The sequence below is a fragment of the Enterocloster bolteae genome (assembly GCF_002234575.2).
Taxonomy (GTDB): Bacteria; Bacillota; Clostridia; order Lachnospirales; family Lachnospiraceae; genus Enterocloster; species Enterocloster bolteae.
Genome location: NZ_CP022464.2, coordinates 3,762,808 through 3,788,746, shown reverse-complemented (window position 1 = coordinate 3,788,746; position 25,939 = coordinate 3,762,808). Strand labels below are relative to the sequence as shown.

Below are 25,939 nucleotides of genomic sequence, written 5' to 3'. Positions count from 1 at the left end.
AATCAGGAGGAAAAGACTATGAGCAAGATTATAGGTATTGACTTAGGTACGACAAACAGCTGTGTGGCTGTTATGGAAGGCGGAAAACCAACTGTTATTGCCAACGCGGAAGGCGTAAGGACAACACCGTCCGTTGTGGCATTCACAAAGACAGGAGAGAGGCTGATTGGCGAGCCTGCAAAGCGTCAGGCAGTTACCAACGCAGATAAGACCATCTCTTCCATCAAGCGCCACATGGGCACGGACTACAGGGTAGACATCGACGGAAAGAAGTACACTCCACAGGAGATTTCCGCCATGATTCTGCAGAAGCTGAAAGCTGACGCAGAGAGCTATCTGGGTGAGACTGTGACAGAGGCAGTTATCACGGTTCCGGCATATTTTAATGATGCCCAGCGCCAGGCTACCAAGGATGCAGGCAAGATTGCTGGCCTGGATGTAAAGCGTATCATCAACGAGCCTACGGCAGCAGCCCTGGCTTACGGACTTGACAATGAAAAAGAACAGAAGATCATGGTATACGACTTAGGCGGCGGTACCTTTGATGTTTCCATTATCGAAATCGGCGACGGCGTAATTGAGGTTCTGTCTACCAACGGCGATACCCGTCTGGGCGGCGATGACTTTGACAACGCAATTACAAACTGGATGATTTCCGAGTTCAAGAAAGCTGAGGGCGTGGATCTGTCCAATGACAAGATGGCTCTCCAGAGACTGAAGGAAGCAGCTGAGAAGGCAAAGAAGGAGCTGTCCACAGCTACCACAACCAATATCAATCTTCCCTTTATCACTGCAACTGCCGAGGGACCAAAGCATCTGGATATGAACCTGACCAGGGCTAAGTTTGACGAACTGACCCACGACCTGGTAGAGCGCACTGCTATCCCGGTACAGAATGCGCTTAAGGATGCAGGCATCACTGCTTCTGAGTTAGGCAAGGTGCTGTTGGTAGGCGGTTCCACACGTATGATAGCTGCACAGGAAAAGGTTAAACAGCTGACAGGCAAGGAACCCAGCAAGACCCTGAACCCGGATGAGTGCGTGGCCATCGGCGCTGCCATTCAGGGCGGCAAGCTGGCCGGCGATGCAGGTGCAGGAGACATCCTTCTTCTGGATGTAACGCCTCTCTCCCTGTCCATCGAGACCATGGGCGGCGTGGCTACCAGACTGATTGAGAGGAATACCACCATTCCTACCAAGAAGAGCCAGATATTCTCAACCGCTGCCGACAACCAGACAGCCGTGGATATCCATGTGGTACAGGGCGAGCGCCAGTTTGCAAGGGATAACAAGACACTGGGACAGTTCCGCCTGGATGGAATTCCGCCTGCAAGAAGAGGAATTCCGCAGATTGAGGTTACCTTTGACATTGATGCCAACGGTATTGTAAACGTATCCGCAAAGGATCTGGGAACAGGTAAGGAGCAGCACATCACCATTACCTCCGGTTCCAATATGTCAGACGATGATATTGATAAGGCAGTGAAAGAAGCAGCTGAGTACGAGGCACAGGACAAGAAGCGCAAGGAAGCCATTGACGCAAGGAACGATGCGGACTCCATGGTATTCCAGACCGAGAAGGCCCTGGAAGAGGTTGGGGATAAGATTGCTCCCGGCGACAAGGCAGAAGTGGAAGCTGACCTTAATTCACTGAAGGAAGCCATCAACCGCGCTCCGGTTGAGGAGATGACAGACGCACAGGTAGAGGACATCAAGGCCGGCAGAGAGAAGCTGATGAACAGCGCTCAGAAGCTGTTTGCAAAGGTTTATGAGCAGGCTCAGGCCTCCGGTGCAGCAGGCCAGGCAGGTCCTGACATGGGCGGCGCCGGAAACGCAGCAGGCGGCGATGACGTTGTGGACGCAGATTTCAAGGAAGTATAAATTCAGGGAAGTAAAATAAATCCAGGAAATAAATCCGGATAAAACAAACAGGGGGCTTAGGAGCCGGGAAACCGGCCACTACCCCCTTTGTGGCTGATAAAGAGTGCTTTTGAAACTGCCTGTCAGGGCCAGTTTTGCGGCGTTCAGATAGATTAAGAGGTAAACAACATGGCAGAGAGTAAGAGAGATTACTATGAAGTTCTGGGCGTTCCCAAAGATGCAGATGAGGATGCATTGAAAAAAGCATACAGGAAACTTGCCAAGAAATACCACCCCGATGCCAACCCAGGCGATAAAGAGGCAGAGGCCAAGTTTAAAGAAGCTTCCGAGGCATACAGCGTGTTAAGCGACCCTCAGAAACGTCAGCAGTACGACCAGTTCGGCCATGCTGCATTTGAACAGGGAGGCGCAGGGGCAGGCGGCTTTGGTGGCGGCTTCGGCGGCTTTGATTTTGGCGGGGATATGGGCGATATCTTCGGTGATATTTTTGGTGATATTTTTGGCGGCGGCAGGTCCGGGAGGGCCAGAAGCGGACCATCACGGGGCGCCAACATAAAGACTTCTGTTAGGATTACATTTGAGGAAGCTGTATTTGGCTGTGATAAAGAGATCGAGATTAACTTTAAAGAAACCTGTGCCAGCTGTCACGGCACAGGCGCTAAGGCAGGCACTTCCCCTCAGACCTGTTCCAAGTGTAATGGAAAGGGTAAAATCATGTACACCCAGCAGTCCTTTTTCGGTACTGTACAGAATGTGCAGACATGTCCTGACTGTAATGGTACCGGACAGGTTATCAAGGAAAAGTGTCCTGACTGTTATGGTACAGGTTATAAAACAGTGCGCAAGAAATTCAAGGTATCCATTCCGGCAGGCATTGACAACGGCCAGTGCGTGCGTCTGGCAGGGGGCGGCGAGCCCGGCACTGGCGGCGGTGAGCGCGGTGATTTGCTGGTGGAGGCAGTTGTTTCCCAGCATCCCATATTCAAGCGCCAGGATACCAGTATTTATTCCACGGTGCCCATATCCTTTGCCCGGGCAGCCCTGGGAGGCCCTATCCGCATAAAGACAGTGGACGGCGAAGTAGAGTACGATGTAAGGCCGGGCACCCAGACAGATACCAAGGTACGCTTAAAGGGAAAAGGTGTTCCCTCGCTGCGCAGCCGCAGTGTCAGGGGCGACCACTATGTTACTTTGGTGGTTCAGGTGCCGGAGCGTATGAACCAGGCGCAGAAAGATGCCTTAAGGCGGTTTGACGATGCGATGAACGGCGTCGCATCACCGGAGGAAGAGAAGCCTAAGAAGAAGGGCATATTCAAATAGAACGGAAAAGCATAAGCCCGGACAGACGGCACAGAGAGCCTGTCCGGGCTTTTTGCGTCCATTCCCGGTATGGTGCAATGGTATTGTACAATGGGCAAAAAAAGGGTATGATAGAGAAAGGCTATGGCGGGGAAAGAGGCCGTAACAGGGAAAAGCCACAGCAGGGAAAATGGAAGGGGAGATTCAGATGGATAACAGTTATTTTGATTCTCTGGCGGTTGTGCTGCCGGAGGATATAGAAAAGTTAAAGTGGAGAGGGGAGTTTGACAGGGCTGTCCGCAGGATTGACAGCAGGCTGGAAAAGGATATTCCCCAGGCTTTGAGAAAGCGCCTTATGATTGAAAAGGAGATTCTTAAGCGGATGCCGGGACAGTACCCCTATACATGGGCAGAGGCCCTTGGCATACTGCGGGACAATGTAAGGGATTTTAAGGACTGTGAGCTGGAAACCCTGTGGGAGGAGGATGCAGCGGACTGGATTTACGTGGACGGAGAGGTGCGCTTCCGGAGCAGCTTCCTGAAAAATGTCTTGAAGACCAGGAAAGAATATGAGAACCGGGCAATGGACCTGGAACTGGTCCGGTCTAAGGCGGAAAACTTCGCGCTTCTTAACAGAACCATTGCGTCCATGAAAGAACGGGGAGGCGCCGGATGCAGGTTTTGTATCCGCGGCACACTTGGGATTCTGGAGGAAGCGGAGCGGGACGGCGAAGATATCAAGGTCTATCTTCCTCTGCCGATTGAATATGCCCAGGTAAAGAATGTGAAAATCCACAGCGTAAGAATCGGGGAAAGGGAAGCCGAGGCACAGGAATATACCATTGCGCGCCCGGATGCCTTTCAGCGCACCATCTGCTTCCATACAAAACACAGGAAGGGGCAGAAATATTTGGTGGAGTTTTCCTTTGAGAACCGGGAAGCATACAAGGACTTCTCCCGTGGCAGCCTGGAACACGGCGGCCCGGAACGCATCAAAGAGAGAACCGGAGCAAATGGTTTTGCAGAGCCCATGGATGCCTGGCTGGCGCAGCAGCCGCCCCATATCCGGTTTACTCCCCTGATACGGGAACTGGCGTCTGACATTGTGGGGGAGGAAAAGGACCCCTTAAAGAAGGCCAGAAGGATATATGACTATATCACCACCCATGTGATGTATTCATTTGTGCGGAGTTATTTTACCCTGACTGACATTGTGCAGTATGCGGCCTCATCCCTGAAGGGAGACTGCGGCGTACAGGCGCTTTTGTTCATCACCCTGTGCCGTGCGGCAGGCATTCCGGCCAGATGGCAGGCAGGACTCTATACATCACCCCTTGAAATCAGCTGCCATGACTGGGCGCAGTTTTATACCCCATCCCATGGCTGGCGCTATGCGGACTGTTCCTTTGGAGGAGCGGCCTTCCGGGAGGGGGAGACAGAGCGGTGGGATTTTTACTTTGGAAATCTGGATCCCTTCCGTCTTCCGGCAGCCAGAGAGTTCGGATATGAGTTTGAGCCGCCCATGGATCATTTGAGAAACGATCCCTATGACAATCAGACAGGGGAGGCGGAATACAGGGACAGAAGTCTTGCACAAGAGGAATACAGCACGGAATATGAGATGATTTCCCTGGAAGATATAATATATTAAAGAAGAGCTTGTTAAAATATTAAGAAATCCGTAAAGAATTGTAAGAATTAGTGGGCTATAATGTTATCATATCTGTAGAAAGGCATAAAAACAGAATGAACAGACGCTTATTGATAACAGGGGCCGGGGGATTTCTCGGTTCCCGGATTTGTGAATATTATAGTAACAGGGACGGATATGAGGCAGTGGGGGTGACGCACAGGGAACTGGATATTGAGGATTTTGTGGCGGTTTCCGCCTTTATAAAGGCTATCCGGCCGGATTATGTCCTGCACTGTGCGGCAATTTCAAACACAGGTACATGTGAAAGAAATCCGGTCCTCTCAGAGAAGGTCAATGTAAGGGGAACCATCAACCTGGCCAAGGCATGCAGGAACGCCGGCAGCCGTATGATATTTACCAGTTCCGACCAGATTTACAACACATCCCATTCCATGGAGCCCAACCGTGAGGGCAGCGAGGGAAAGCCGGGAAATGTGTATGGAAGAGACAAGAAACGGGCGGAGGAAGCCATGCTCACATACCTGCCGGATGCAGTGGCCCTCAGGCTTACTTGGATGTATGACGCTCCGTCCAGGGGAAGAGCGGCGGGCCAGGGGCTGTTGCAGAAGCTGGCGGACGCGTTAAAGGATAGGCGGGAGGTGGAGTTTCCTGTCCATGATTACAGGGGAATCACCTATGTGTGGGAAGTGGTGCGCCATCTGGAGGAGGCCATGGGGCTTCCCGGAGGTGTTTATAACTTTGGAAGTGAGAACCGGTACAACACCTTTGACACGGCCAGGCTGTTCCTCAGGGAATTAGCAGGAAGCGATTCCGGCGGTATATTAAAACGCAATGATGAGAGGTTTGCCTCCTGTCCCAGAAATCTGACCATGGATACGGACAAGATAAAATCCTATGGAATACGGTTCTTTAATACTTCCGAGGGAATACGCAAGTGCTGTATGGAACACAGGGAAATGTCCCGGGCCAGCTGTTAAAAGGCTATGAAAGGATTGCATAATATGAACAGACGCAACATATCGCCCCAGGCCGTCAGAATCTGCGGTCTGACACTGCTTTGTCTGGCCATCATGTTCGGGGTGGCTGCAGCCAACAAGGCAAAGGGCGGAGAAAAGCTGGTAAGTGAATATACGGTGCAGGACGATTTGCTTCCCAGGCATGTTAAATTTGAATCCATGCCCGCGGACATGCCTCAGATGACAGCTGCCTGGTTTTATAAGTATAAGGGTCTGGGCCAGTTCGACATGTGCAGCAGGCTGTTTCCGCAAGATCAGCTGGAAGCCCTGAATTTTGAACAGGAGGACCGGGATTTTAAAGACGGATATTATATACAGGAGTACATTGTCCATGGGTTTAAAACCCTGTCCCAGGAGGAATATGAGGACCAGAAAGCCCGTTACGACCAGCTGGCGGCCTCCTACGGATATGAGGAGTATAAGGTGGTACGGGTCTCTTTTTCGCAGAAATGGTCTCCCAAGGCCCTGCAGAAGGCCCCTCAGTGGGGGGACGGAGCGTTCACCAGGGATTTTGCGGTGGGCAGGGAAGCAGGGCTGCGGGAGCGATGGAAGATATTTGAGCTGGGCATGATGTGATTTGTCCGGCAGGCAGATTTTGATGAGACAGAAGGAGTGGAGTGAATGAGACAGGGAAGCAGCACAGGAAGCCGTACAATGGTGCAGCGGCACGGAATTGCAAGGGACCTGACGGTATGCGGGCTGTTTACGGCGTTGACAGCAGTGGGGGCCTTTATTAAGATTGTCATACCGGTGGGAGCGGACACCATGAATTTTACCCTTCAGTGGTTCTTTGTGCTTCTGGCAGGCCTTTTGCTTGGCTCCAGAAGAGCCTTCCTCAGTGTGTCCACCTATCTGCTGATTGGACTGGTGGGAATTCCTGTATTTGCGCGGGGCGGAGGACCTTCTTATCTGATTCGCCCCACTTTTGGGTTTCTGCTGGGATTTGCTCTGGCAGCCTATGTGATGGGTAAGATAGTGGAGTGGATGCACGCCTCAAAGCCCGGGGCCTGCCTGTTTAGCGCCACGGTGGGGTATGTGATTTATTACGGAATGGGAATCCTTTACTTTTACTTCATCACCCACTTTGTGGTGGTGACTCCCGACACAGTGGGATGGGGCGCCATCTTTGCGGTATACTGCCTGCCCACCATGATTCCGGATTATATACTCTGCATTCTTGCAGTGACGGTGGCCGGACGCCTGCGCCCGTCTATGGGGCGGCTTATGGAGTGACACAGCTCATTCCCTTCCCTGCCTGACGCTGCGCTCGTAATAAAAAATATATTGCTGCATGATGCCGGCACAGCCGCTGTATCGCCCGAACACATCTTCTACGATTGTTTCGCAGAGACGGTTTTTGGGGATGCGGCGGTATTTTTTTCTGTCAAAATACTGCTCCATCAGGATTTTTTCGATCCATGTATCTACCGGAAACGCGTCTATGTGGTGGAGGCCGAAAAGACACACACAGTTGGCTACCTTTTTTCCGATTCCGTAAAATCCGGTGAGATATTCCATGGCTTCCTCATAGTTAAGGGCAGCCAGATGGGAAAGGTCCAGCCTGCCTGAAACCGCGTCCTGGCAGAGCCTGTGGATGTACTTGGCCCGGTAGCCCAGCTTAAGCCCCATTAAATCTTCCAGGGAAGCAAGACAGAGCTGGCTGGGGGCAGGAAAGGAGAAGGCCGGCGGGAGACTTTCTTCCAGGGCAGCACCTTCCCTCCGGGCACCTTCTTTCTCCCGGACCTCATCTTTCTCCCGGACCTCACCGCTCCCACGGTTCTGTCTATCTTCCAGAAGGGTGCCGTACCGGCTGCTGAGGGCTTCCACCAGCTGACGTATGTTGGGAATGGTCTTTTGCTGGGAGATCACGAAGGTAATGATCATCTCCCATGGGTCCTGGCGCAGGATGCGTATGCCTGTCCCGCTCATGGCAGCTGCCCTCAGGTAGGTATTTTCCCGGTCAATGGAGGCGATGACAGCCTGGTAATCCCGGTCCATGTCCAGATAGGACAGCCAGAAGGAAAGGTCCTCATGGGGACAGTCCAGGCAGACGAAAGGGCCGTCCTGCCACGCGCGCAGGACGCGGAGGCCGCTGATGAGCCGGTAGCCGTTCTTTGTCCCTGAAGGGTATGTATGTTCCGGCAGGGGAACCATGCGGAAACATTGGCCGGACTGATGAATCTGCTGCAGGTCCATACAGGGAGTTTCATAACGATGAATCATATGGGTATGCCTTTCTTTTGTAATGTATTTTGGAAGGACCGCCACAAAATGGCCCCTGAATATAACTTTACCCCTTCTTTTTTTCAAAGTCAAATGTGTTTTTCTGGCTTTCCGCTTGACATTTTCAGAAAATGTGACTAGAATGTAGGTTAGATTTGATAATCAAAAGCGATGAAGGTGCATAGTAGACGTTTATTTTCCATCAGAGAGGGGAGGCCACCGGCTGAAAGCCTGCCCGGGTTCAGATAGACGGTTGAAATTCCCACCGGAGCTGTACGGGCAAAAGGATGCTTTCGCCAATCCGTGAAAGGATTCCGGTAGTCTGTGACGCAGGCACACGTTACGTGCATCAAGTGTCTGTATACTCCAGTTATAGGTTCTGGGGTGATACAGGAAGCAGGGTGGTACCGCGAGTTTACAGTCTCGTCCCTTCAGTGATGAAGAGACGGGGCTTTTTTGTTTCCTGGAACGCGGATCCCATGAAGCAAAAATGTTCCCCGGGGATTGCAGCTTCAGGAATGCCTGACGCGGACGGACAATCCCGGGAGCAGGATTCTATCTGGTTACAAAGAAAAGGAGAAGCCATGAAAGAGCAGTTAGAGAAAATCAAAGAAGAGGCGTTAAGGCAGATTGAATCTTCCGAAGCGCTGGAGAGACTGAATGACATCCGTGTATCTTATCTGGGTAAGAAGGGAGAACTGACGAACCTGTTAAAGAGCATGAAGGATGTTGCCCCGGAGGACCGGCCAAAGGTGGGCCAGATGGTCAATGATGTAAGGGGGCTTATCGAGGGAAGACTGGAGGAAGCTAAGACTGCCCTGGCCAGGAAAGCCAGAGAGGAGCAGTTAAAAAGGGAGGTCATCGACGTCACCCTTCCGGCCAGGAAGAACAATGTGGGCCACAGCCATCCGAATACCATTGCCCTGGAAGAGGTGGAGCGTATTTTCGTGGGAATGGGATATGAGGTAGTGGAAGGTCCTGAGGTGGAATATGACAGGTATAACTTTGAGAAGCTGAACATTCCCAAGGGCCACCCGGCCAGGGACGAGCAGGATACCTTCTACATCAATGAAAACATTCTGCTGCGCAGCCAGACATCACCGGTACAGGTGCGTACCATGGAGAAGGGCAGGCTTCCCATCCGCATGATTGCGCCGGGCCGCGTGTTCCGTTCCGATGAGGTGGATGCCACCCATTCCCCCTCCTTCCATCAGATTGAGGGCCTTGTGATTGACAGGAATATTACCTTTGCGGACCTGAAGGGAACGCTGGCTGAATTCGCCAGAGAGCTGTTCGGGCCTGAGACAAAGGTGAAGTTCCGCCCCCACCACTTCCCATTTACCGAGCCCAGCGCCGAGGTGGATGTGACCTGTTTCAAATGCGGCGGTTCGGGCTGCCGGTTCTGCAAGGGTTCGGGCTGGATAGAGATTCTGGGATGCGGTATGGTACACCCCCATGTACTGGAGATGTGCGGTATTGACCCGGATGAGTATTCTGGATTCGCATTTGGAGTGGGACTGGAGCGTATTGCTTTGCTTAAATATGAAATTGACGACATGCGTCTGCTGTATGAAAACGATATCCGTTTCCTGAAACAGTTCTAAGATCATGCGCCCTGATAAACATTCACAGCATAGAAGGAGAGAGAACACATGAACACAGCATTATCATGGATAAAAGCATATGTCCCTGATTTGGATGTCACGGCCCAGGATTACACGGATGCCATGACGCTCACAGGAACAAAGGTAGAAGGTTATACATGTCTGGATAAGAACCTGGAAAAAATCGTTGTCGGAGAGATTCTTGAGGTCAAGGGCCATCCGGATGCAGATAAACTGGTGGTATGCCAGGTCAACGTGGGAGCGGAAGAGCCGGTGCAGATTGTCACAGGCGCCCCCAATATCACGGAGAAATCCATAGGTGAGAAGGTGCCTGTGGTGCTGGACGGAGGCCGCGTGGCGGGAGGCCACGACGGAGGCGCCCTTCCTGAGGAAGGAATCAGGATTAAGCAGGGCAAGCTAAGAGGCGTGGAGTCCTGCGGCATGATGTGTTCCGTGGAGGAACTGGGAGCCAGCAGGGATATGTACCCGGATGCCCCGGAGAGCGGTATCTACATCCTTCCGGGGGACAGCGTGCCCGGATCCGACGCAGTGGAAATCATGGGACTGCGGGACGTGGTGTTCGAATATGAAATTACATCCAACCGTGTGGACTGCTACAGTGTGATTGGCATAGCCAGAGAGGCCGCGGCCACCTTTGGCAAGGCATTCCATGCCCCGGTGGTCACACCAACAGGCAACGGCGAGGACATCCACGACTATCTGAATGTGCGGGTGGAGAACAGCGAGCTGTGTCCCCGTTACTGCGCCAGGATGGTTAAAAATATAAAGCTTGCGCCTTCTCCCCAGTGGATGCAGCGCCGTTTGGCGGGAAACGGCATCCGTCCCATCAACAATATTGTGGACATCACCAACTATGTCATGGAAGAGTACGGACAGCCCATGCACGCCTTTGACTACGACCAGCTGGCAGGCCGCGAAATCGTGGTGAAATGCGCTAAGGACGGGGATGTATTCCAGACCCTGGACGGACAGGAGAGAAAGCTGGATTCCACCATCCTCATGATCAATGACGGGGAAAAGGAAGTGGGAATCGCAGGCATCATGGGCGGAGAGAATTCCAAAATCACGGATAATGTACAGACCATGGTATTTGAGTCAGCCTGCTTCAACGGCACCAATATCCGTCTGTCTGCCAAGAAGGTGGGACTGCGCACGGATGCTTCCGGAAAATACGAGAAGGGGCTGGACCCCAACACAGCGGAGGAAGCGGTAAACAGGGCCTGCCAGCTCATTGAGGAGCTGGGGGCTGGAGAGGTTGTGGGCGGCATCATCGACCTCTATCCTGAGAAGAGGACCAGTAAGCGGATCCCCTTTGACGCTGTTAAGATAAACAGGCTTTTAGGCACGGACATTCCTGAGGAGACCATGCTTTCCTACTTTAAGACCATTGAACTGGACTATGACCCTGAGACAAAAGAGGTGATTGCTCCTACCTGGCGCCAGGACCTGGAGCGCATGGCTGATTTGGCTGAGGAAGTGGCCAGGTTCTACGGCTATGACAAGATCCCCACCACACTGCCTTCCGGCGAAGCTACCACAGGAAAGCTTTCCTACAAGCTTCAGATAGAGGAGGTGGCCAGGGAGATAGCAGAGTTCTGCGGATTTTCCCAGGGCATGACCTATTCCTTTGAAAGCCCCAAGGTATTTGACAGAATGCTGATTCCTGAGGACAGCGCTCTGAGGAAAACAGTGGAGATTTCCAATCCCCTGGGAGAGGATTTCAGCGTCATGCGCACCACTTCCTTAAACGGCATGCTGACCTCCCTGTCAACCAACTATAACCGCCGCAACAAGGACGTGCGCCTGTACGAGCTGGCCAATGTGTACCGTCCCAAGTCACTGCCTCTCACAGAGCTTCCTGACGAGCGTATGCAGTTCACCCTGGGAATGTACGGGGACGGCGATTTCTTTACCATGAAGGGCGTGGTGGAAGAATTCTTTGAAAAGGCCGGAATGCATAAAAAGCCCCATTATGATCCGAGTGCAGAGCATCCTTACCTTCATCCCGGAAGAAAGGCCGACATCCTGTATGACGGCGCAGTAGTAGGCTTCCTGGGCGAGGTACATCCGGATGTGGCTGATAACTATAAGATTGGCGACAGGGCTTACATTGCCGTCATTGATATGCCGTCCATCATGGATTTCACCACCTTTGACCGCAAGTATACCGGTATAGCCAGGTTCCCGGCTGTGACCAGGGACATCAGTATGGTGGTGCCAAAGGATATCCTGGTGGGACAGATTGAGGATGTGATTGAGCAGAGGGGAGGAAAGGTCCTGGAAAGCTACAAGCTCTTTGATGTGTACGAGGGAGCCCAGGTACTGGCAGGCCACAAGTCGGTGGCATATTCCATTACCTTCCGGGCCAAGGACCACACCCTGGAGGAAAAGGAAGTCACATCTGTGATGAACAAGATACTCAACGGACTTGGCGGGCTGGGAATCGAGCTCAGGGCTTAAGACAGCTGATATAATTGAATCGTGTATGTGCGAATGACTGCCGGCAGGATGAATTGGACCTGCCGGCAGTTGTTTTTTGCTGAGTTTTATGGTTGTAAGTTTTATGGTGTTTCTTTATATTGTAAGTCCCCGGAAAGTGAAGTATAATCAAGGCATATACCTTTAACGCGCACAAGCAGGGGCGCGGAGTGTATGAAGACAGAGAGACAAAGGATGGACATCATATATATGAATGAACAGATTATCTTGCTGAATGATTCCATGCCGGCAGGTTTTTTCCGTTGCTGCGCGGGCGAAGACAGAAGGCTGGACATAGTTAACCATGAACTTCTGAGTCTTTTTGGCTGCACGGACACAAAAGAACTGGAAGAATTGACCGGAGGGACTCTGAAGGGAATGCTGGATGTCAGGGATCATGCCAGGGTTCTGGATGAGGTGCTGGAGCAGCTGCATCAGGGTAAGGAAATTATAAAGGCCCAGTTCAGAATCCGATCCAGGAACGGAGGCATCTGTTGGGTGGACTTCCGCGGCCGCGTTGTGGAGGACGAAAGGGGAAATAACTGGGTCCATGCCGTGATGATAGATGACACAGAGGCTCAGAACCAGAAGCAGGAGTACTGGGAAAAGTCCATGCGGGATTCGCTGACAGGACTGTTTAACAGGGATGCTGCCGTACAGTCTGTCAACCGGTATATGCAGGATGGGGACAAAGCGCCGGACGGAACACTGATGGTCATTGATCTGGATAATTTTAAGGAGATTAACGACACCAAAGGCCATCTCTTTGGAGACAGCGTACTGACAGAGGCAGCCAGGTGCATTGCCGGCGTTTTTGACAGCCAGGATATGGTGGGAAGGATTGGCGGTGACGAGTTCCTGGTATTTTCAAAACAGCTTTCAGGCAGGGAAGAAATTATGAAACGCGGGAGGCAGCTCATAGAAGACATTGCCAGCCTTCCTTCTGTGAAAAAGAGCGGAAGCAAGCTGAGCTGCAGCATCGGGGCAGCTGTGTATCCGGCGGACGGCAGCACATACGAGCAGCTGTTCCTGAAAGCGGATATGGCTCTCTATGCAGGAAAAAACTGGGGTAAGGGCCGCTGCGTTGTTTACGATCCATCCCTAAGGCCTGCGGACAGCGGAAAACATGCTCTGGGAAGATTTACGGACGGCACTATGATAGATTCTGAAAATGGCCGTTATTTTGTAGCAAACAAGGTAATCCACTATGTGTTCAAAGCATTATATGAATCAACGGACCTGCGGGAGGCCATCAACACCATCCTTAAAATTATCGGACTCCAGTTTAATGTGAGCAGGGCTTATATTTTTGAGGACTGCCTGGACGGGCTGGCTATGGATAATACCTTTGAATGGTGTAATGAAGGCATAGAACCCCAGAAGGATAAGCTGCAGCATATGTCATATGAGTGGAGCGCGTATGGATACAGGGAGAATTTTGGGGAGGACGGCGTATTCTTTTGCATGGATATCGACCACCTTCCCAGGAACCAGAGGGAGGTATTAGAGCCTCAGGGGGTCCGTTCCCTGCTGCAGTGCGGCATCTATGACTCCGGTCAGATGGTGGGCTTTGTGGGCTTTGACGAGTGCCGGGAAAACCGGCAGTGGAGCAGGGAACAGATTGAGGTGCTGACCTATGTGGCCAGGGTTATAGGAATTTTCCTGACAAAGGACAGGGCCCATAGAATACTGGAGCAAAGGCTTGCAACACTGGAGAACGTGCTGGAGGAGACGTCTGGAAAGGTAAGAGGCAGCAGCAAGGGAGCCTTCGATGCCCTGACCAATCTGCTGACGGCAGGGGCATTCCAGGAGCAGACGGAGCAATACCTTGAAACGGGACCAGCGCCCTACACCACGGCCCTGTTTATCCTGGACATGGATGATTTTAAAAGAATCAATGAGGAGAAGGGAAAGCTTTTTGGCAATGTGGTTCTCATGAATGTTGCCAACAGCCTGAAGCAGGCCTGCCGGGAAGGTGATTTGATTGCCCGCTTCGGCGGGGATGAGTTTCTTGTGCTTTTAAAGAATACCAACAGGGAAGACGCGTCTGCGGCGGGCAGAACCATTCAGAAGGAGATAGGCGGAATACTGTCGGATACGGGCAGCAAAAAAGAGCGGATCAGCTGCAGTATGGGCGTTCGCCTGGCTGGTGAGGGAGAGAGGAACTTTTCCGATATCATTGTAAAGGCAAATCAGGCCCTTTTGCAGGTTAAGAAATCCGGAAAGGGAGGAATCCTTTTCTACGAAGCGGTGGAGGACAAGGAGAATGGCAGCATTTCCTATGATTATCTGAAACAGGCCAGGGAGGCAAAACGCCGGGAGCAGAGCAGCCTGGATGACAAGACCACTACGGCCGTGGCCCTGGAGGTGTTTGAGAAATCCGCCACCGTTGACGAGGCAATCCATATCCTGATGGGATTTGTGGGCAACCGGTTCCGCCTGAACCGGATTGTTCTCTACATGAACGGAGAGGGAGGCCATGGGAAACAATCCGCTTATCAGTGGGTGGATGACAGGACCGCTTTATTGTATGATCCTACGGACAGCTTCCGGAGGGAGGAGTTTTACATCTTCTACCATCTCTATGACGGGAACGGGATTGCGGTCCTGAGGCGCAGGGAGTACGAGTCATACAATGCGGGGCTGAAGCGGATTCTGGACAGGGCAGGGGCCCATACCATGCTGTCTGCAGGTATATTTATAGAGGGCAGGTACAGCGGCATGATACTTCTGGTGAACACGGAAACGGAACGTGAGTGGAGCCGTGCTGAGTGTGAGGCTGTTTCTGAGATGGCCCGTATCGTCGCCTCCGGCATCAAGAATACATCCATGCTGATTGAAGCAAAACAGGAGGCGGAGTATTACCGGAATCACGATGCGCTTACGGGGCTTATGAGGTATGACCGGTTTAAGGAATCATGCCAGATGCTGATGGATGAAGGCAAAGAAGAGTATGTGCTGGTGGCCAGTGATATCAAGGGATTTAAATTCATTAACGAGGCCATTGGTTATACCCAGGGAGATAATATCCTGCGCATGTTCGGGGACATGCTGACCCAGAACGGTCTGGAGACCAACTGCTATACCCGTGTCAGTGCGGACCAGTTCTTAAGCTTCGGGGTGTGCGGGATGGACCGCAATGATTTTGTGAATATGGTCCAGGGCCTGAACAATGAATTCTGCCGGATGGAGAATGAAATTTACTCCAATATAAATCTGATGATCCGTTCCGGCATCTATTTTATTGAAAAGGACTGCCGGGAGATAGAGACCGCGGTGGACAGGGCCACTATTGCCAGGAAATCAGTGGACTATATTATCCGATCCACCTCCGTGGTATTCAATGACGGCCCCTTTGACAGCAGTTACCGGGAAAATGAAATCATAAACCGCATGGAGTACGCGCTGAAACACGGTGAGTTCAAGGTCTATCTACAGCCCAAGGTGGGACTGGATGGTTTGGGGATCGTCGGTGCAGAGGCCCTGGTGCGCTGGCAGCATGAGGACGGAAGAATCGTTCCGCCGGGGGATTTCATCCCGCTGTTTGAAAAAAATGGTTTTATCACCCAGGTGGATACCTATGTGTTCGGGACGGTCTGTAGCCAGCTGAGCCAGTGGATGGAACAGGGAGGGGAGCCCCTTCCCATATCTGTCAATCTTTCAAGCGTGGACATTGCGTCAGAGCAGCTCATACCTCAAATCCTGGAGATTACCCGGGCCTGCGGCCTGGACCACAAATACCTGGAATTTGAATTGACAGAGACTGCCTTTCTCAGTGATTCCGCCCGAACCTTCCATGTGATGAAGACCCTCCAGGAGGAAGGGTTCATCACGTCCATAGATGATTTTGGGTCAGGGTATTCCATTATGAACATGATGGCCGACATTCCCACGGATGTGATTAAGCTGGACTGCGGCTTTGTCCAGTCCTGTACCAAGACAGGAAGAGGACGGGAGTTTCTGGGCCAGCTCATCCAGATGACCAACAAAATGGGCTTCATTTCTCTGTGCGAGGGAATCGAGACCGCCCAGGAGCTTAAGATGCTCCGGGAGATGGGATGTGAGCTGGGCCAGGGTTACTATTTTTCCCGGCCGCTTCCAATGAATGTATTTTTTGAAAAATTTTGCCGAAAAGTGATTGACAAATCATAAATCATCCTTTATAATAACCTACGTTGCTTGCGAGAGCAGCGTAACGCAGAAGTGGCGGAATTGGCAGACGCGCACGGTTCAGGTCCGTGTGGTAGTAATACCTTGTGGGTTCGACTCCCATCTTCTGCACTGGTTCATGGAACAGGAAGCTGAATGGCTTCCTGTTTTTGCGTTCCCGGTATTTTTTTGGAATCCGGTGGTTTCTGATGTATTTGCAACAGACAAATTCCACCATAAGAGGTAAAGTTTTGATAGTAATTTAGTAGGAAATGGTATATACTGTAAGTTGTGGCTTAAAATAAGCAGTACAGTGTGTGAAAGAAAAGAAGAGAGGAAGGAACATCATGCTTACTTTAGAGAATCTCTCCTTTGATGTGAATGATGAAAAAGGAGAAATAGGTATCATCAAAGATATAAGCTTTACAGTGGACGACGGTAAGTTTGTGGTCATAACAGGCCCCAACGGCGGCGGAAAGTCCACCACGGCTAAACTAATCATGGGAATTGAGCGGCCCACAGGAGGACGCATCCTCTTTGACGGGCAGGATATAACAGATATGAGTATTACAGACAGGGCCAACCTGGGAATCAGCTTTGCGTTCCAGCAGCCTGTCCGCTTTAAGGGCGTGCAGGTCATTGATTTGCTCCGCCTGGCCGCCAGGAAGAAGTTGACGGTATCAGAAGCCTGTCAATACCTGGCAGAGGTGGGGCTTTGCGCCAAGGACTACATCAACCGCGAGGTCAACGCCAGCCTGTCCGGCGGTGAGCTCAAGAGAATCGAGATTGCCACTGTTATTGCCAGGGCTTCCAAGCTTTCCGTGTTTGACGAGCCTGAGGCAGGCATTGATCTGTGGAGCTTCCAGAACCTGATTCAGGTGTTTGAGCGCATGAGGCAGAACACCAACGGTTCCATCCTGATCATATCCCATCAGGAGCGGATCCTCAACATTGCGGATGAGATTGTGGTGATTGCGGACGGAAAGGTAGTGAACCAGGGCACCAGGGATGAAATCATGCCCCAGATCATGGGCACTGCGTCCGCAGTGGACGCCTGCAGTAAATTTTATGAGACAGCGCAGTGAGGGGAGGAGTGAGCGATATGGCAGACAGCATCCAGGAGAGAATATTAGAGGAAGTGGCCGACCTTCACGGTGTTCCGGCAGGGGCCTATAATATAAGGGCCAACGGCCAGACAGCCGGCCGCAATACCACGGCCAATATAGATATTGCCACAAAGACAGACAAACCGGGAATTGACATCCGCATCAAGCCCGGCACCAGGAACGAAAGCGTACACATTCCCGTGGTGGTCAGTGCCAGCGGATTAAAGGAGATGGTCTATAACGATTTCTTTATCGGTGAGGACTCGGATGTGGTCATCGTGGCAGGCTGCGGTATTCATAACTGCGGAGACCAGGATTCGGAGCATGACGGAATCCACCGTTTCTTTGTGGGAAAGAATGCCAAAGTAAAATATGTGGAGAAGCATTACGGGGAGGGCGACGGCAACGGAAAGCGTATCCTGAATCCGGGCACGGAAGTCTACATGGAGGAAAACAGCTACATGGAGATGGAGATGGTCCAGATTGAGGGAGTGGATTCCACCAACAGGACCAACTGTGCAGAGCTGGCCGCGGGAGCCAAGCTGATAGTGAGGGAACGTCTGCTGACCCACGGCAGCCAGAATGCGGAGAGTACTTACATTGTGAATCTGAACGGAGAGGATTCCAGCGCGGATGTGGTGTCACGCTCCGTTGCCAAGGATACATCGAAGCAGACCTTCAATTCCAAGATCGTGGGCAATGCAAAGTGCAGCGGCCACACGGAATGTGACGCTATCATCATGGACGATGCCAAGATTTTTGCCATTCCGGGACTGATAGCCAACAACATTGACGCGGCCCTGATTCATGAGGCTGCCATAGGCAAGATTGCAGGAGAGCAGATCGTGAAGCTCATGACCCTGGGTCTTACAGAGGAAGAGGCGGAAGCCCAGATTGTCAACGGCTTCTTAAAATAGTATATGGAACAATTGAACAAGGATAAAGCTGCTGCGGCCCAACAGGCCGCAGCTTGCGTATGTACCGGGGGATATGATACGGGAGATACGCCAGCATTTGATACAGGGGGACAAAAACATGGGGGAAAATCGTGAGGGAAGGGCAGCGGCCCTTCTTCCTATTCTGATATTTCTGCTGATTTTTTTGGGATCCGGGTTCATTACCGGGGATTTTTACAGTATGCCGGCCATTGTGGCCTTTTTGATTGCGCTTCTGGCTGCCTTTGTGCAGAACAGGGAGCTGGGCTTTGCGGAAAAGATTAAGCTGGCCGCACAAGGCGTGGGGGATGAAAACATCATCACCATGTGTCTTATATTTCTGGCAGCAGGCGCCTTTACAGGCGCTGTGAAGGCTGCCGGAGGCGTGGATTCCACGGTCAATCTGGGGCTGTCCATCCTGCCCTCCAACGTGGCTGTGGCAGGACTGTTTCTCATTGGGTGTTTCATATCCATATCCATGGGAACCTCGGTGGGTACCATCACGGCCCTGGCACCCATTGCGGTGGGAATCAGCCAGAAAACCGGGTTTTCCATGGCGGTCTGCGCAGGCGCCGTGGTGGGAGGCGCCATGTTCGGGGACAACCTGTCCATGATATCCGACACAACCATAGCTGCGGTAAAGACACAGGGCTGCGAGATGAAGGATAAGTTCAGAGAGAACTTTCTCATCGTATTGCCGGCAGCTATTGTCACAATCCTTTTGTTTCTGGTTCTGGGAAAGGACGCTTCATTCCACATACAGGGCAGCCTGGACTACAGCCTGCTGCGGGTGGTGCCTTATATGGTGGTGCTTGCAGGTGCCCTGGCAGGTGTGAACGTATTTCTGGTTCTCATGACCGGTACTGTGCTGAGCCTGATAGCCGGAGTGGCCACAGGTGCCTTTGGGGTGGGGGAAATGTTCACCCATGTGGGAGCGGGAATCACGGGGATGTATGATATCACAGTGATATCCGTGATTGTGGCCTGCATCGTTGCCCTGGTAAAGGAGTACGGAGGGATTGCCTTCATTCTTTCCTTCATCAAAAAGAGAATTAACGGGGAACGGGGAGGAGAGCTTGGAATCGCTGCCCTGGCTCTGCTGGTAGACATGTGTACGGCCAATAACACGGTGGCCATCGTCATGGCTGGTCCCATCGCAAAGGAGATCAGCGATGACTTCGGCGTGACACCCAGGCGCTCCGCGTCCCTTTTGGACATGTTCAGCTCCATGGGACAGGGATTGATTCCCTACGGGGCCCAGCTTCTGGCGGCAGCCAGCCTGACAGGCCTGACTCCCTTTGAAATCATTCCCTACTGCTTTTATCCCATCCTCATGGGAGTCAGCGGACTGTTATTCATATTCATTAAAAAGAGACACGGAAAGGTACTGGTATGAAGACTAAGAATCAATGGGCGAGTAAACTTGGATTTATCATGGCAACCGCAGGGGCTGCCATAGGACTGGGAAACCTGTGGAAGTTTCCTTACCTCATGGGACGAAACGGCGGGGCGTCCTTCCTGGTGGTATATTTATTCTTTATCTGCATTCTGGGTGTACCAGTTATGATGCTGGAGATGTCGCTGGGCAGAAAGACACGCCACGATCCCGTGCAGGCATACGGGGATATCCACCCCAATGCCAGGATTGCTGGAGTATTCGGAGTGGCTGCGGCATTTCTGATTCTGTCCTACTACAGTGTCATTGGAGGCTGGATCATCAAGTATATTGTAAGCTATGGAACCACCTTCCACGCACCGGAGGATTTTGAGGCATTTATCAGCGCGCCGGCGGAGCCGGTGTTCTGGCATTTCCTGTTCCTCTTTATGACAACGGCTGTCTGTTATCACGGTATCAGCGGTATCGAGAATGTCAGCAGGATCATGATGCCCCTGCTTTTTGTGCTGCTGATTGTAATTATCGTGAGAAGCGTGACCCTGCCGGATGCGGTTCTGGGTCTTAAATTCATCTTTATTCCCAGCAGCGCAGCCTTTAATATGAAGGCGGTCAGCGCAGCACTGGGACAGGTATTTTATTCGCTGAGCCTCTGTATGGGAATTACCATCACCTACGGAAGTTATCTGGGAGATAAGGAAAATATACCCAGAAGCTGTGCCAGCGTGGCGGGACTGGATACCATCATTGCAGTGATGGCAGGTATCGCCATCTTTCCGGCAGTGTTTTCCTTTGGGCTGGAGCCGGGACAGGGACCGGGGCTTATATTCGGCACCCTGCCAAAGGTGTTTGCCTCCATTAAAGGAGGGTCGGTCTTTGCAATCCTGTTTTTTGCTCTGGTGCTGTTTGCTGCTGTGACCAGCGCCATTGCCCTGTTAGAGGTGGTGGTATCCTTTGCAGTGGACAGCCTTAAGTGGACCAGGAAAAAGGCTACGGTCATCCTGGGACTCCTGATTTTCCTGACAGGAGTTCCCAGCGCCCTGTCCTTCGGCACCCTGGGGAATGTGACTATCCTCAATTACAGCGTCTTTGACTTTGTGGGAATGGTGACAGACAACATCCTCCTTCCATTTGGCGGCCTGGCCATGTGCTATTTTATCGGCTGGAAATGGAATCCCCGGTATCTGGTGGACGAGGTGGAGAAAAACGGCGTCACCTTCAGGCTTAAAAAGCTGTGGATATTCTGTATCCGTTTTCTCACCCCGATTCTGGTGGCGGCAGTTACATTGACGGGATTTGCCAGTATTTATTCTATTGTGCGGGGATAGGAATACACATATGGGTAGAGGAGGTGCGCCCATATGGATAATCAGAAACGGGAAAATCTGCTGAACCTGGCCCTGGATGCCACGGAGGAGGAACGGCTGAAATCAGTAAACCTGAATGTGGGGTATGACCCCGGGGAAAAGACCTGGGAGCTTATAGTCAGGTACAACGGCTCACTCGAATCCCTTCGTGATGAAGGCATCCGGGTGGATGAGCTGGCAGCCGGATATGCGGTTCTGGTGGTGCCGGAGAGCCGGATAGAACAGGTCAGCGCCATGGAGCAAATTGTATACATCGAGAAACCAAAGAGGCTGTTCTTTGCCAGCAACATGGCAAGGGCAGCCTCCTGTCTAAGCACGATTCAGACCAGCAGCGGGGCAGGGGCCGGAGGCGCGGGTACAGGGGGAGCGGGGGCCGGCGTCATAAGCAGCCTGGAATCCGGTCTCACGGGAAAGGGCGTGCTGGTGGCTGTCATTGACTCAGGCATTGACTACTTTCATCCGGATTTCAGAAATCCCGACGGAACCACCCGCATCGGGCTGCTGGCAGACCAGGACAGGGACCGGATTTATACCAGGGAGGAGATCAACGCCGCCCTGGAAACCGGAAGCCGGACATCGGCCCTGGCCCTGGTGCCTTCCACAGACCCCAGCGGACACGGGACAGCGGTGGCTGCCATTGCAGCCGGCAACGGCAGGGAGGGAAACGGTGTTTACCGCGGTGTTGCCTATGAGAGCGAACTTATGGTGGTAAAGCTGGGGACACCCCTGACGGACAGCTTTCCGCGTACCACCCAGCTGATGAAGGCCCTGGACCTGGTGGTCCGGCGGGCACAGGATATGAACCGGCCCCTGGCTGTGAACATAAGCTTTGGAAATACCTACGGCTCCCATGACGGGACCAGTCTGCTGGAAACCTTCATCAATGACATGTCAGGCATTGGGAGGAATGTCATCGTGGCCGGCACGGGCAACGAGGGAACCGGGGCCGGACACAGGGCAGGAAGCCTGGTTATGGGACAGGAGGAAAATGCGCAGCTGTCCATTGCGCCTTATGAGACAGGGATGGGAGTACAGCTGTGGAAGTCCTATGTGGACCAGTTTTCCATCCGCCTGGTTACGCCGTCAGGGGAGATTATCGGGCCCATCGACAGCCGGCTGGGTCCCCAGACCCTGCGATACGGGGGAACGCAGATCCTGATTTATTACGGCAAGCCCAGTCCCTTCAGCAGGGCCCAGGAGGTATATTTTGACTTTCTGCCTGTGAGGGATTATCTGGACAGCGGTATCTGGACCTTCCGTCTGACGCCGGAGCGGATTGTGACCGGTCGGTACGATATGTGGCTGCCGTCCAGGGGGATTTTAAACCCGTCCACCCGCTTTTTAAGGCCGGTTCCGGAGACCACCCTGACCATTCCCTCCACGGCTGCCAATGTGATATCCGTGGGAGCTTACGATGACTCTTACCGCGCTTACGCGGATTTTTCCGGCCGCGGTTTCACACGCCAGACAGGCCAGGTAAAACCGGATCTGGCAGCTCCCGGGGTGGATATTGTCACAGCCAGGCGGGGAGGCGGATACGAGGCAGTGACGGGAACCTCCTTTGCAGCCCCCTTTGTCACAGGCAGCGCAGCCCTGCTGATGCAGTGGGGAATATTGCAGGGAAACGATCCCTTTCTTTACGGCGAGAAGGTAAAGGCGTATTTTACCAGAGGGGCCAGGCACCTGCCGGGGTATGATGTGTGGCCCAATGAGAGGCTGGGGTATGGAACCCTTTGTGTGAGGGACAGTCTGCCTCTAGGAAATAGTTAGAATTTATGATATAATGTGAGCATTAGGCAGCTGTTTACCGGCCTGATGCTCTTTTGCTTACGCAATATTTGAAATTTTTGTAGTAAAAACAGGAATCCGACAATATAATAATAGAGATAGGGAGTGGATGGATGAATATCAGGGAGTCACTGGAAGCATTGGAAGAATCGTACATGAGCCCCTATGCGTCCCTTAGCAGCAGGACCAGGGGACGGGACAAGCCGGAGCAGCTGTGCGATATGCGGCCTGAGTACCAGCGGGACAGGGACCGCATCCTTCACTCCAAGGCATTTAGACGGCTGAAGCACAAGACACAGGTGTTTCTGGCGCCTGAGGGGGACCATTACAGGACCAGGCTCACCCATACCCTGGAGGTATCCCAGATAGCCCGCACCATAGCCAAGACCCTGCGGCTCAATGAGAGCCTGACAGAGGCCATTGCGCTGGGCCATGATCTGGGGCACACGCCCTTCGGCCATTCCGGCGAATACATACTGAATAAGATATGCGAGGACGGATTCACCCACTATGAGCAGAGCGTGCGCATTGTGGAAGTGCTGGAAAAGGACGGGAGAGGATTGAACCTGACCTGGGAGGTGCGGGACGGCATACGCAACCACAGGACCTCCGGTCATCCTTCCACCCTGGAGGGCGCCATTGTCCGTCTGTCAGATAAGATAGCCTATATCAACCACGATATAGACGACGCCATCCGGGCCAGGATGTTCACGGAGCATGAGCTGCCCAGGGGTTATACCGATGTGCTGGGCCACAGTGTCCGGGAACGCCTCAACAACATGATTCACGACATCATACTAAACAGCATGGACAAACCTGCCATTACCATGTCGGAGGGGATGGAGGAGGCCATGCAGGGCCTGCGCAAATGGATGTTTGATAATGTATACAAGAACGATATACCCAAGGCGGAGGAGGGAAAGGCCCAGAACATGATTACCCAGCTCTATGAGTATTATATGGGGCATGTGGATAAGCTGCCGGTGGAGTATGTGCTTCTTATGGTCAACAAGGGGGAGAAGAAGTCCCGGGTGGTGTGCGACTACATTGCCGGCATGAGCGATATCTATGCCATTGACCAGTTTGAGGAATTATTCGTTCCAAAGCGGTGGAACGTGTACTGACAATCCGGCTGTATATAGACAGCCGGCATTAAAAGATACAGAAGGGAGATTATTGCATGTACTATCCCGATGAAGTCATAGAAGAAGTGAGAATGAAGAATGACATCGTGGACGTGATTTCAGGATATGTGAAACTGCAGAAAAAGGGGGCCAACTATTTCGGCCTGTGCCCCTTCCACAATGAGAAATCCCCGTCCTTTTCCGTATCGCCGGGGAAGCAGATGTATTATTGCTTTGGCTGCGGGGCAGGGGGTAACGTCATCACCTTTCTGATGGAATATGAAAATTATACCTTCCAGGAGGCCCTTTCATCCCTGGCTGACAGGGCCGGCGTGAACCTGCCGAAAATGGAGTACAGCCGCGAGGCCAGGGAGCAGGCGGATCTGAGGGCCAGGCTTCTGGAAGTGAACAAGCTGGCGGCCAACTATTTCTATTATCAGATGAAGCAGCCCCAGGGCAAGGCAGCCTATGATTATTTCCATCTTAAGAGGGGGCTGGCGGATGAGACCATCGTCCATTTCGGACTGGGGTATTCCAATAAGACCAGTGATGATTTGTACCGCTACCTGAAGGGAAAGGGGTATGAGGACAGCTTTCTTAAGGATACAGGCCTGGTGACGCTGGAGGAACGGGGCGGAAGGGACAAGTTCTGGAACCGCGTCATGTTCCCCATCATGGATGTGAACAACCGTGTCATTGGTTTCGGCGGCCGTGTTATGGGGGACGGGGAGCCGAAATACCTGAATTCCCCGGAAACAAAACTTTTTGACAAGAGCCGCAATCTCTACGGCCTGAATTATGCCAGGCTTTCCAGGGAAGGATATCTACTGATTTGTGAAGGGTACCTGGACGTCATATCCCTGCACCAGGCAGGTTTTACCAACGCAGTGGCGTCCTTAGGCACTGCCTTTACCAGCCAGCACGCCAATGTGCTGAAACGGTACACGGATCAGGTAATCCTTACCTATGACAGCGACGGGGCCGGGGTGAAGGCGGCGCTGAGGGCCATTCCCATTTTAAAGGAAGTGGGTATGTCCATCAAGGTACTGAACATGAAGCCCTATAAGGACCCGGACGAGTTCATCAAGAACATGGGGGCAGAGGCTTTCCGGCAGCGGATCAGGGAAGCCAAAAACAGCTTTCTCTTTGAAGTGGATGTACTGCGGCGGGGATATGAGATGGATGATCCGGAGCAGAAGACCAGGTTCTACCAGGAGACGGCCAGGAAGCTTCTCCAGTTTGGAGAGGCCCTGGAGCGTGAGAATTACCTCCAGGCAGTGGCCAGGGAGCAGATGATTCCGGCCGAGGAGCTGAGAGGCCTGGTAAACCGCATGGGCATGTCCATGGGGCTTAAGGCAGGTGAAAGCCTGAACCATTCCGGCCGTGTGGTGCCCCAGGAGACACAGGAGGAGGAATCTGGCGGCAGCGGACTTTCCGGCAGCCGTAAACCCAGGCGGCCGGATAAGGAGGATGGAATCCGCCGTTCCCAGAGACTGCTTCTCACCTGGCTCATAGAGACCCCGGCCCTGTTTGAGAAGATAGAGGGCATCATAACAGCAGATGATTTTGTGGAGAATTTGTATCATCAGGTGGCGCAGATGGTATTTGACGGACACAGGGAGGGTAATTTAAACCCAGCAGCCATACTCAGCCGGTTTATCAATGATGAGGACCAGTACAAGGAGGTGGCGGCCCTGTTTAACGCCAGTTTAAAGGAATCCCTGAACAATGAAGAACAAAAGAAGGCATTTTCGGAGACTGTGATGAAGGTCAGAAAGAACAGCCTGGATGTGGCCAGCCGCAATGCAAAGGATATAACCCAGTTACAGGAGATTATCAGGCAGCAGGCAGCCTTAAAGCAGCTGCACATCTCCCTGGATTGACAGCATTTCATAGGAAGG

Annotated in this window: 17 protein-coding genes, 1 tRNA gene and 1 other annotated feature; of the genes, 17 read left to right on the top strand and 1 reads right to left on the bottom strand. The window is 52.5% G+C overall.

Annotation, left to right across the window (positions count from 1 at the left end):
* Positions 1-18 precede the first annotated feature (18 nt).
* The 6 genes from dnaK to CGC65_RS17710 all read left to right on the top strand — a co-directional run bounded on the left by dnaK (position 19) and on the right by CGC65_RS17710 (position 7,083).
* A complete protein-coding gene (gene dnaK, locus CGC65_RS17735) occupies positions 19-1,881 on the top strand; it encodes a molecular chaperone DnaK (RefSeq protein WP_002564720.1) in 1,863 nt (620 codons plus the stop codon).
* A 168-nt stretch (positions 1,882-2,049) separates the two neighbouring features.
* Positions 2,050-3,201 (top strand): molecular chaperone DnaJ, encoded by a 1,152-nt coding sequence (gene dnaJ, locus CGC65_RS17730; protein WP_002564719.1) that lies wholly within the window; start codon positions 2,050-2,052, stop codon positions 3,199-3,201.
* 169 nt (positions 3,202-3,370) lie between these two features.
* On the top strand, positions 3,371-4,831 hold the full coding sequence (locus CGC65_RS17725) for a transglutaminase-like domain-containing protein (protein ID WP_002564718.1): 1,461 nt from the start codon (positions 3,371-3,373) through the stop codon (positions 4,829-4,831).
* Between the two features lie 95 nt (positions 4,832-4,926).
* A complete protein-coding gene (locus tag CGC65_RS17720; protein WP_002564717.1) occupies positions 4,927-5,811 on the top strand; it encodes an SDR family oxidoreductase in 885 nt (294 codons plus the stop codon).
* A gap of 24 nt (positions 5,812-5,835) precedes the next feature.
* A complete protein-coding gene (locus CGC65_RS31565) occupies positions 5,836-6,426 on the top strand; it encodes a hypothetical protein (RefSeq protein WP_002564716.1) in 591 nt (196 codons plus the stop codon).
* 45 nt (positions 6,427-6,471) lie between these two features.
* A complete protein-coding gene (locus CGC65_RS17710; RefSeq protein WP_002564715.1) occupies positions 6,472-7,083 on the top strand; it encodes a biotin transporter BioY in 612 nt (203 codons plus the stop codon).
* Between the two features lie 6 nt (positions 7,084-7,089).
* Here CGC65_RS17710 and CGC65_RS17705 read toward each other — a convergent pair whose 3' ends face one another.
* Positions 7,090-8,073 carry a DNA-3-methyladenine glycosylase family protein gene (locus tag CGC65_RS17705; RefSeq protein ID WP_002564714.1) on the bottom strand — a complete coding sequence of 328 codons (984 nt, stop codon included), beginning with the start codon at positions 8,071-8,073 and terminating at the stop codon, positions 7,090-7,092.
* Between the two features lie 162 nt (positions 8,074-8,235).
* Positions 8,236-8,507: a binding site (T-box leader), on the top strand.
* A 150-nt stretch (positions 8,508-8,657) separates the two neighbouring features.
* Here CGC65_RS17705 and pheS point away from each other — a divergent pair.
* From pheS to dnaG, 11 genes are all read left to right on the top strand, one after another.
* On the top strand, positions 8,658-9,677 hold the full coding sequence (pheS, locus tag CGC65_RS17700; RefSeq protein ID WP_002564713.1) for a phenylalanine--tRNA ligase subunit alpha: 1,020 nt from the start codon (positions 8,658-8,660) through the stop codon (positions 9,675-9,677).
* A gap of 48 nt (positions 9,678-9,725) precedes the next feature.
* Positions 9,726-12,158, top strand: coding sequence for a phenylalanine--tRNA ligase subunit beta (gene pheT / locus CGC65_RS17695; RefSeq protein WP_002564712.1), 2,433 nt, complete (start codon positions 9,726-9,728; stop codon positions 12,156-12,158).
* A gap of 192 nt (positions 12,159-12,350) precedes the next feature.
* Entirely contained in the window at positions 12,351-16,328 is a 3,978-nt protein-coding gene (locus tag CGC65_RS17690; RefSeq protein WP_002564711.1) for a diguanylate cyclase domain-containing protein, read from the top strand.
* Between the two features lie 45 nt (positions 16,329-16,373).
* A tRNA-Leu gene (locus tag CGC65_RS17685) sits at positions 16,374-16,457 on the top strand.
* Positions 16,458-16,672: 215 nt separating this feature from the next.
* Positions 16,673-17,410 carry an ABC transporter ATP-binding protein gene (locus CGC65_RS17680; protein ID WP_002564710.1) on the top strand — a complete coding sequence of 246 codons (738 nt, stop codon included), beginning with the start codon at positions 16,673-16,675 and terminating at the stop codon, positions 17,408-17,410.
* Between the two features lie 17 nt (positions 17,411-17,427).
* Positions 17,428-18,348, top strand: a complete 921-nt coding sequence (locus tag CGC65_RS17675; RefSeq protein ID WP_002564709.1) for a SufB/SufD family protein — start codon at positions 17,428-17,430, stop codon at positions 18,346-18,348.
* Positions 18,349-18,466: 118 nt separating this feature from the next.
* A complete protein-coding gene (locus CGC65_RS17670) occupies positions 18,467-19,762 on the top strand; it encodes a Na+/H+ antiporter NhaC family protein (RefSeq protein ID WP_002564708.1) in 1,296 nt (431 codons plus the stop codon).
* A complete protein-coding gene (locus CGC65_RS17665; protein WP_002564707.1) occupies positions 19,759-21,087 on the top strand; it encodes a sodium-dependent transporter in 1,329 nt (442 codons plus the stop codon). The genes CGC65_RS17670 and CGC65_RS17665 overlap by 4 nt, the downstream gene beginning before the upstream one ends.
* A gap of 33 nt (positions 21,088-21,120) precedes the next feature.
* Positions 21,121-22,896 (top strand): S8 family peptidase, encoded by a 1,776-nt coding sequence (locus CGC65_RS17660; RefSeq protein WP_002564706.1) that lies wholly within the window; start codon positions 21,121-21,123, stop codon positions 22,894-22,896.
* Between the two features lie 131 nt (positions 22,897-23,027).
* Positions 23,028-24,038: a deoxyguanosinetriphosphate triphosphohydrolase gene (locus CGC65_RS17655; protein WP_002564705.1), complete on the top strand. Its 1,011-nt coding sequence runs from the start codon at positions 23,028-23,030 to the stop codon at positions 24,036-24,038.
* Positions 24,039-24,094: 56 nt separating this feature from the next.
* Positions 24,095-25,921, top strand: coding sequence for a DNA primase (gene dnaG / locus CGC65_RS17650; protein WP_002564704.1), 1,827 nt, complete (start codon positions 24,095-24,097; stop codon positions 25,919-25,921).
* Positions 25,922-25,939 lie beyond the last annotated feature (18 nt).